This window comes from Bacillus cereus group sp. BfR-BA-01355 (assembly GCF_022663675.1).
Lineage (GTDB): Bacteria > Bacillota > Bacilli > Bacillales > Bacillaceae_G > Bacillus_A > Bacillus_A thuringiensis_S.
This window is the reverse complement of record NZ_JAKUFY010000028.1, coordinates 52,170-60,799: the sequence shown is the minus strand read 5'-3', so window position 1 is coordinate 60,799 and position 8,630 is coordinate 52,170. Positions and strand designations below refer to the sequence as shown.

Sequence of the window (8,630 nt, the reverse complement as noted above, 5' to 3'; positions counted from 1 at the left end):
GGAATCGGAATAACTGGCCCCACTGGGGTTACAGGTCCTGCCGGTATCGGAATAACTGGTCCCACTGGGGTTACAGGCCCTACCGGAATTGGAATAACTGGTCCCACTGGCGCAACTGGTTTAGGGATTCTTCCCGTATTTGGAACAATAACTTCTGAAGTAGGAATCGGTTTTTCAGCAGTAGTTAATACAAATGTCAACTTTACCATTCCAGGACCTGTTAGTGGAACTACTCTAAATCCAGTAGACAACTCCATTACAATTGATACCACTGGTGTATACTCTGTATCCTTTTCAATCGTATTTGTAATACAAGCTATTTCGTCTAGCATATTAAATCTTACAATAAACGATTCCATTCAATTCGCAATTGAAACACGAGTTGGTGGTGCTTCTGGGGTAAGAGCCACATCCGCCAGAACTGATCTATTACCTTTAAACCAAGGAGATGTTCTTCGATTACGAATAAGAGAAGCCACGGGTGACATTATTTATTCCAATGCATCTCTTGTTGTTATAAAGGTCGACTAGTTCTTTTATTACAATAAAGATTCAGGAAAAATAAATATGCACCATATAAAAAGGAGAGGAAAACTTATATTTCAGTCTACCTCTCCTTTTTCATCACAAAATTACTGCTGAACATATATGGAAACTGATCCTCCACTTACTTGGAACTGCCCCCACCCGTCCTTATTAATTGTTACAGTATTTGTTTGATTACCCGTAATATCGTACCATACTTCCCCTACGTTATTCTTTCCAACATCCATCCACTTTGCCCCTCCTGGTCCATCAGAGATTAACGTTGCTAAACCAGAATTAGCATGCACACTATCACCTTCTCTTGTCCAGCCAATCACATCTGGATGATCAAAATAATCACGCTGCGTACCATATGCAAAGTTTTTTCGTGCCGTCAAAATCGAATCAATTTTGTCCTTTAACGCTGGAATTTCATAGTTACTATTTCCTTTTGTACCATAGTAATCACCATAGAAAACAGAAGGATATCCCTCTGCACGCGTTAAAATAAATGCATATGCCAACGGTTTGAACCAAGGGCTCACTACAGATTCCAATGACTGACCAGGCTGTGAATCATGATTTTCAACTAGAGTAACCGCAAGTGTAGGATGATTCGCAACTACCGTTCCTTTTAAAATATTTCTCATATCATAATTTCCATTTCCTGTTGAAGCATAATGAAAATTATAATGAAGTGGCGCATCGAACACAGATTGATTATAATTGACCTTCGCTAAATAATTATTTAAAGTCTGGATATCATTTTGCCAATATTCAGCTACTGTAAACATGTCTTTCCCCGTTTGCTGTCTAACATGATTTACCCAATCGCGCAAATATTCATGATCAATATGTTTAACAGCATCTAAACGAAAGCCATCTAAATTTAATTCCTTCGCATACCACGTTCCCCATTTTTTCATTTCATTCGCAACATCTGGATGATCAAAATCAAGATCCGCGTACATCAAATAATCATAATTCCCATTCTCGCTAGACACTTCCCAGTCCCACGCTTTACCTATGCCCCTAAATTTATAAATTCGGTTTAATTTCTTTCCTTCATCCCAATCTGTTCCGTCAAAATGATACCATTTCCATTTGAAATTAGAATAAGAATCTCCACGCCCTGGAAAGTTAAAGCCTGTCCAAGCACTAATTTCATAATCACCTGATACTTCAACATTTCGATTGCTCGGGTCTACCTCAACTGCTGTGACAGTTTCCGTATAATCAGCCCCACCTTTATGATTCATAACTACATCACCGTATACATCGATGTTTTTCTTATGTAAAGCGTCAATGGCAGATTTCAATTGTGCTTTCGTCCCATATTTCGTCCGCACTGTTCCCTTTTGATTGAATTCCCCCAAATCATATAAATCATATGCTCCATATCCTACGTCATTTTGCGTAGTTCCTTTATATGCAGGTGGTATCCAAACAGATGTAATTCCTTTTTCCGCTAAATTTTCAGCATCAGCACGCAAACGATTCCAATGATTCCCATCATTCGGAGCGTACCACTCAAAATACTGCATTAACGTTCCATTGTTAACTGTATCTGCATATGCTTTACTCTCCCCATATATACTAGGTAATAACATAACAACTGACAATCCGACTATTGTTATTCTTTTAAACATCTGTATTCCATCCCTTCTTAAGAAAGCGTTTGCATAGTTTATCAGAATTATTATAATATTCGTTCCATCGTTAGTAAAGTAGCAATCTCTCACTCTCCCACATTATTTTTAGTCTCACTTCAAATATTCAACGTAATTTTAATTTCACATTCTATTCAAGATTGTTTACAATTTACCTATAAAAGCATAACGGAGGGATTTCTATGACAGACTTTCAAAAACAATTTTTCGCACGATTACATATAGAAGAAAAAGACACGGTTTCATTTGAAGATTTATCTAACATTATGTACGCAATGGCACAAACTGTTCCTTTTGAAAACTTAAATATTCTCGAAAAGAATTTTAAAGAAATATCAAAAGAAAATTTGAAAGAGAAAATTTTAGTAAATAACCGTGGCGGTCTTTGTTATGAACTCAATCCTACTATGTATTACTTCCTTAAAGACGCTGGATTTGATGTTCATCTCGTTTCAGGAACAGTTTATAACGCTGCAAACTCCATATGGGCTGTTGATTCTGGCCATATCGCAACCGTTTTAACACATCATAATGAACTTTATTTAATTGAAGTAGGATTCGGATCATACTTACCTCTTGCACCTGTCCCTTTCTCAGGTGAAGTCATTCACTCTGTTACAGGAGATTATCGTATTCGTAAAGAAATGACCGAAAAGGGAAACTACATTTTAGAGATGCGTAAAAACAATGAGTTTTTGGATCAATCTTCTGCTGATGATTGGACGTTAGGCTATGCATTTTATATAGAAGAAGTGGATGAAAAAAAAGCAAATACAGCACAAAAAATTATCGTTGAACATGAAGGATCACCCTTTAATAAAGTACCTCTTATTGTAAAACTAACTGAAGATGGGCATGCCTCTTTAACGAAAGATAGCCTTACAGTAGCGAAAAATGGTAAAAAAACGAAAGAAACCGTTACAGACATGCAATATACAAACCTTTTACATTCAAAATTCGGAATTACACTATAAGTATGTAAACCTTGTTATTTTAGCAAGGCTTTTCAATTTTCAGCAGGGATTTTTTGCAATTTGTTGTATTTCATAGTTATATAGAAATATAACTACATGTTTAGAAAGGAAATGATTATGACAGAACTTAAAGATCGATTACAAGTAGCTGATATAGAAAAATGGGATTTAACAGACATTTACCATACAATTGAAGATTGGGAAAGTGATTTTCATAAAATTGAAGTATTAACGAAGGAATTACACGAGTTTAATGGCAATATTCACGATGGTAATAGTTTATTAGCTTATTTAACGAAGAGTGAAGAAATTTCTAGCATAATATCTTTAATGTTCGCTTATGCACGATTACAATCTGACCTTGATACACGCGATACTGACGCGCAATCTCTTGTCGATAAAGTATCACAATTACACGTGAAAGTAAGTGCAGCTAAATCTTTCTTTTCCCCCTTCTTACTTAGCATAGACGAAAGCACATTACATTCTTACATAGAAGAAACAGAAGGCTTACAATATTATAAAGAAGACTTGTTTGAATTATACCGTTATAAAAAACACGTATTGAATAAGGACCAAGAAGAAATTTTATCACAGATGGGTGAAGCTCTTTCTTCTCCACAGCACACATTTGGTATGTTAAACAATGCAGATATATTATTTGGTGAAGTGACGACTGACGATGGAGAAAAAGTGAACTTAACACGCGGAATGTATGCAAAGTTAATAGAAGATACGAATCGTGAAAAGCGTAAAGAAGCTTATAAAGCATATTACAAACCATATGTTCAGTTAAAGAATTCCATCGCATCTACTTTATCCGCTGCTATTAAAAATAATGTTACTGTTTCGAAGCTAAGAAACTATCCATCAGCGCTAGAGAAATCATTATTTGGCGATATGGTTCCGAAAGAAGTATATGAAAACTTAATTGATACAACGAAAAAAAACATTCAAACATTACATACATACAATGAAATTCGAAAAGAAAAATTAAACGTAGATGAACTAAGACAATACGACTTAGGCGTCGATTTAGTAGAAGGTGCAAAACAAGACATCCCATATAGTGAAGCATTTGACATTATGATTGCATCACTAGCTCCTTTAGGAGAAGAATATATTGAGACATTAAAAAGTTTTAAAGATAAACGATATATAGACGTAAGAGAAACACCAGGAAAACGTTCTGGTGCTTATAACTTTGGTGTATACGGTGTTCATCCTTTCATTCTTTTAAATCATCACGATGATTTAAACAGCCTGTTCACTCTTACTCATGAATGCGGTCACGGTATGCATACGCACTATTCACATGGATACCAACCAAGAATTTCTGCACATTATTCTATCTTTGTCGCAGAAGTCGCTTCTACAGTAAATGAAGTGTTATTAATTCACTATTTATTAAAAGAAGCAAAAGAAACGAACGTGCGTAATCATTTAGTTAACCATTTTATTGAGAAATTTAAAGGTACTTTCTTTACACAAATTATGTTTGCAGAATTTGAAAAAATTACACATGAAATGGCTGAACAAGGTAAACCATTAAATGCACAAGTATTCAGTGAAATTTATGAAAAGCTATTTAAAGAATATAACGGTGATTCACTTGTATTTGATGAAGAAGTAAAATACGGATGGGCTAGAATCCCTCATTTCTACCGCCCGTTTTACGTATACAAATATGCAACTGGATTCGCATCTGCCATTCAAATCGCTGATAAACTATTAAGTGGTGATCCGAATGCTCAGAAAAATTATATTGAATTCCTGAAAGGTGGAAGTTCTGATTATCCACTAAACCTATTGAAAAAAGCTGGTGTTGATTTAACTACGCCAGAACCGATTGAAAGTGCATTGAAACAATTCACTCAACTTGTTGAGGAGTTTTCAGCATTATAAAAAGCATGCAGAGTATATGCTCTGCATGCTTTTTCATTTGAATTACTCTATTCTATATGCTGCTGCGTCACACAGTGAATCATACCACCATACGCATACAATTCATTCACATAAATACCGACAATTCTTCTTCCTGGAAACTGACCTTCAATAATTTGCAGCCCTAACTTGTCATGTTCATCACCATATACAGGAACTAATACGACTTCATTACCAATGTAAAAATTTAAGTACGATCCTTTACAATCTGCTTCTTTTACCACGTGTCTTGTTACTGGTACTGGAATGAGCTGAAATGGCTTTCCATCTATATTTTTCGCTTGCCGCAATTCTTGATAATGCTTTTCGTACGCCTCCAAAAGGTATGGCTCTCCTTCATCGAAAGGATCATATTCGTATAGTATCGTATTTTCATTTACAAACCGTGCCGCGCCATCAATATGATAATCCGTATCTTCATCATAATTATCCTCTCCGCGTATACCAGTTATCCATATGAAATTTGTTACTCCTAAATATTTCGTTAACTCCATTTCAATTTCTTTCTGACTTAGTGTGGGATTTCGATTTTCATTTATAATAGACGTTTTCGCCGCCATTAAGGTCCCGTTTCCGTTTATCTCAATTCCCCCACCTTCTAGACAGACACTAGATTCAACTTTTGGAATATGATACATTTCACTTATTTTATTCGGAATATTAGCATCGTTTTCGTACGGATATTTATCTCCCCAACCATTAAATATCCAGTGCGTTAGGCAGCGGTTCCCTTCCTTATCTGTTACAAAGATTGGTCCGTTATCTCTTATCCAAATATCATCAATTTCTTGAATTAAGAAATCAATTTTATCCATATTTACATTAGCTACAATTAACTTCGATTGGACATGTATTTTCTCTTCTTCATCACATACAACAATATAGACATTTTCTCCATAATGAAGCTCCTTTGCCATCGATGTCCAAATATCATCTAACTTAGCTCTGTAACCTTCACCTCTATGTGTTTTATCATGTGGCCATTGGAGCCATGTACCTTCATGCTTCTCCCATTCCGCAGGCATATAAAACAAACTATTTTCTATATTTCTCATACGTGTTCACCCCTTATATGAATGTACGTACAGTCTATACTTTGACATCGTGTTAAGGTCAACAGGAATATCTTCATTTACTTGTAGCAACTTTATAAGGTGACTCTTTATTTCTCCTTTTTATTATGATAAATTGCTTTCGTACATAGAATAAGGATTGACATAATGTTAATGTCAATCCTTATTCTCATTCTATTTTCGTAACTAAAAAACAAATTTGTGTCACATACTCTTCTGCTAAACAATCACATTCAGGCCCCTTTATATAAACCTCATATGGCGAATTAACTAATACACACCCATTTTTTTCAACCCATTCTTCTAACGCTATATAAGCGTAACCAATATAGTCGTAACTTCCATAATGCATAGTAGTAACGATTTGATGTGGACTTAGTTTTTTCATTTCATACTCTTGTGCTACGTCTTCATCATTCCCCTGCATAACCGGGATTCTTAATTCAATATCACTGTTACTTGGAATATATTCTTCATCATAAAAGACTGCAGATGGTGAACCGACTATTTGAAAATTATTTTTTTGTACCTCTTCATATAAGTCATAAAAATAATCATCCATATCATCCATATCTATTTTTACTCTTTGAATAATTATCGTTACTTCATTCCTCATTCCCATTAATATATCGTAATTTCTATGACGAGCAATATTTAGACTACTATTCACCTTTACCATTTCATTCATTTCTGAAATAACCTGTAAATTTTGCTTCACTTCCTGAGACAACTCGATAATTTGTGATTGTATATGTTGAACAAACGAATCTTGATCCGATGACTGCAAAACAATTTTAATTTTTGGAAGAGGAAATTTATACTCCCTTAGCTTTTTGATTTTCAACGCTACTTCCAGCTGTCCTTGTTCATAATACCTATACCCATTAACCGGATTCACATATGCCGGTTTTAATATCTCCTCTTTGTCATAATGTCTTAACATCCGCGTACTCATTTTACAAATCCGAGAAAACTCAGCGATGGTATACATATCAATACTCCTTGAATACATTTTCTTTTCATTACTTATTTATTAAAACCAATCAAAAATCTTCTTATTTTCGAAGGTAACAAATGACTTGGACAATACCACGTTAAACAATTCATCGCGCCTCCCATTGTTGATATTTCTCCTACATGAATTTGAATAACTTGTTTCTCCGTATACTGTTGAATATATCGTAAAACTTCCTCGTCTTTAGCTAGTCCAAACTTAGGAACATACAGAGCATCACATGATTCTAACATATTTATATACAATCCTTTTGCCGATGCTATCTCTTGATCATATTGTCCTTTCTCTGTATATGATGAAGGAACAACTATAAATGCAGCTTCTGGCATTTGTTCTTGAATAATCTCTTGAACACTATATCTAAATTCATGATCCCCTAAAAAATCACTAATAAACATTGTATGTTCATCAATAAATTTAACCATTCCGTCTGCGTGTGCTAGTACATCCCCTTCTTCAGCAGGAATAATAATAACTCGGCTCACATCTAAATCCCATTCTAACTGCTCAATAATTTCCTCTTCTGTCCAATCATCGTTATCATCAAATATGCGTTCTGTTAATATTACAGTATCTTTTTTATTCCAAATAAGATTACCACCATCTAATATTAATGGAGATTTTACATATTCAAAGTCATTCTTTTTCAACCATTTATTAAATTGTTGATCTAAATATCGCCCTTGATCATCTGGCAAATAATTTGGTCGATATTTAAATTTAACTAGATGATTTGTGGCAACCGGTGCAACATCTCTTAGCCAAATATCATCATACTCAAAACAGCTCGTATGAAAGTCTTGTTCTTCAACAGATAAAGATATAAGTTGATCTGCCATTGATTTCTTTTCATTTAAACATTCATTAAAGTAAATCAAGTCTTCATAAAATGGTTGATAATATTCATTCGATTCGTCTGGTATTGCAGTAAAAATAATCCCATTATGTTTTTGTTCCATATTATTTACCTCGCTTTTTAATAGTAGTTACATAACTGATTTCACAAAGCCAACTATTCCTCAATTCATTTCTCTTTTCATTACAACTCATGAACCGCGTATATTTCATGAATGGATTATAGCATGGAGAAATATTATATATTTATATAAAAAATATAAAGCTGACGTTAAGCCTTAAATTGACTCTTGACAAGTTTTTTAAATAACCTATTTTAAAACAACAATAAATGATTAAATGATTTTTTTATCAAGATTCAAACCCATTACTTCTAATAGATCGTTTTGATTATATAAATTCACTAAATGCGCTTCTACTCCTATACAAATTCCTTCTAGCGGAAGATCATTTTGATCCTGACCAAAGGGATCTTCAATTTCAACCCCTATTGCTTCAATACCTATGAATGCAAAACTTATAAATGTAAACTATTTTGATTATTGTAATGAACCATATTTACAAAAACCTCTTT

Annotated in this window: 7 protein-coding genes and 1 pseudogene; 3 read left to right on the top strand and 5 right to left on the bottom strand. The window is 34.2% G+C overall.

Going from position 1 to position 8,630, the window contains the following annotated elements:
- Nucleotides 1-531, top strand: a 531-nt coding sequence (gene betA, locus MR167_RS12150; RefSeq protein WP_242314744.1) for a collagen-like exosporium glycoprotein BetA, incomplete at its 5' end; no start/stop codon positions are given.
- Nucleotides 532-632: 101 nt separating this feature from the next.
- Here the strand turns inward: betA and amyS are convergent.
- A complete protein-coding gene (gene amyS, locus MR167_RS12145) occupies nt 633-2,174 on the bottom strand; it encodes an alpha-amylase (protein ID WP_242314742.1) in 1,542 nt (513 codons plus the stop codon).
- Between the two features lie 203 nt (nt 2,175-2,377).
- Between amyS and MR167_RS12140 the strand changes: the two genes are divergently transcribed.
- The gene (locus tag MR167_RS12140; protein ID WP_000129187.1) at nt 2,378-3,169 is read left to right on the top strand and encodes an arylamine N-acetyltransferase family protein; all 792 of its coding nucleotides are present in this window, start codon (nt 2,378-2,380) and stop codon (nt 3,167-3,169) included.
- A gap of 117 nt (nt 3,170-3,286) precedes the next feature.
- Complete coding sequence (gene pepF / locus MR167_RS12135; RefSeq protein WP_029442916.1) at nt 3,287-5,074, top strand: oligoendopeptidase F; 1,788 nt, start codon at nt 3,287-3,289, stop codon at nt 5,072-5,074.
- Between the two features lie 47 nt (nt 5,075-5,121).
- On the opposite strand, the gene MR167_RS12130 is transcribed toward pepF, so the two are convergent.
- From MR167_RS12130 to MR167_RS12115, 4 genes and pseudogenes are all read right to left on the bottom strand, one after another.
- Nucleotides 5,122-6,168, bottom strand: a complete 1,047-nt coding sequence (locus MR167_RS12130; RefSeq protein WP_242314740.1) for an agmatine deiminase family protein — start codon at nt 6,166-6,168, stop codon at nt 5,122-5,124.
- A gap of 187 nt (nt 6,169-6,355) precedes the next feature.
- The gene (locus MR167_RS12125; protein WP_242314738.1) at nt 6,356-7,177 is read right to left on the bottom strand and encodes a MerR family transcriptional regulator; all 822 of its coding nucleotides are present in this window, start codon (nt 7,175-7,177) and stop codon (nt 6,356-6,358) included.
- A gap of 35 nt (nt 7,178-7,212) precedes the next feature.
- A complete protein-coding gene (locus tag MR167_RS12120) occupies nt 7,213-8,160 on the bottom strand; it encodes an agmatine deiminase family protein (protein WP_086412957.1) in 948 nt (315 codons plus the stop codon).
- A 231-nt stretch (nt 8,161-8,391) separates the two neighbouring features.
- Nucleotides 8,392-8,583 (bottom strand): annotated as a pseudogene (locus MR167_RS12115) (bestrophin family protein); the annotation flags it as partial.
- Nucleotides 8,584-8,630 lie beyond the last annotated feature (47 nt).

Bases quoted from the DNA above. Each gene is read 5' to 3' on its own strand.
- amyS (WP_242314742.1), bottom strand. From the start codon at position 2,174: ATGTTTAAAAGAATAACAATAGTCGGATTGTCAGTTGTTATGTTATTA.
- MR167_RS12140 (WP_000129187.1), top strand. From the start codon at position 2,378: ATGACAGACTTTCAAAAACAATTTTTCGCACGATTACATATAGAAGAA.
- pepF (WP_029442916.1), top strand. From the start codon at position 3,287: ATGACAGAACTTAAAGATCGATTACAAGTAGCTGATATAGAAAAATGG.
- MR167_RS12130 (WP_242314740.1), bottom strand. From the start codon at position 6,168: ATGAGAAATATAGAAAATAGTTTGTTTTATATGCCTGCGGAATGGGAG.
- MR167_RS12125 (WP_242314738.1), bottom strand. From the start codon at position 7,177: ATGTATACCATCGCTGAGTTTTCTCGGATTTGTAAAATGAGTACGCGG.
- MR167_RS12120 (WP_086412957.1), bottom strand. From the start codon at position 8,160: ATGGAACAAAAACATAATGGGATTATTTTTACTGCAATACCAGACGAA.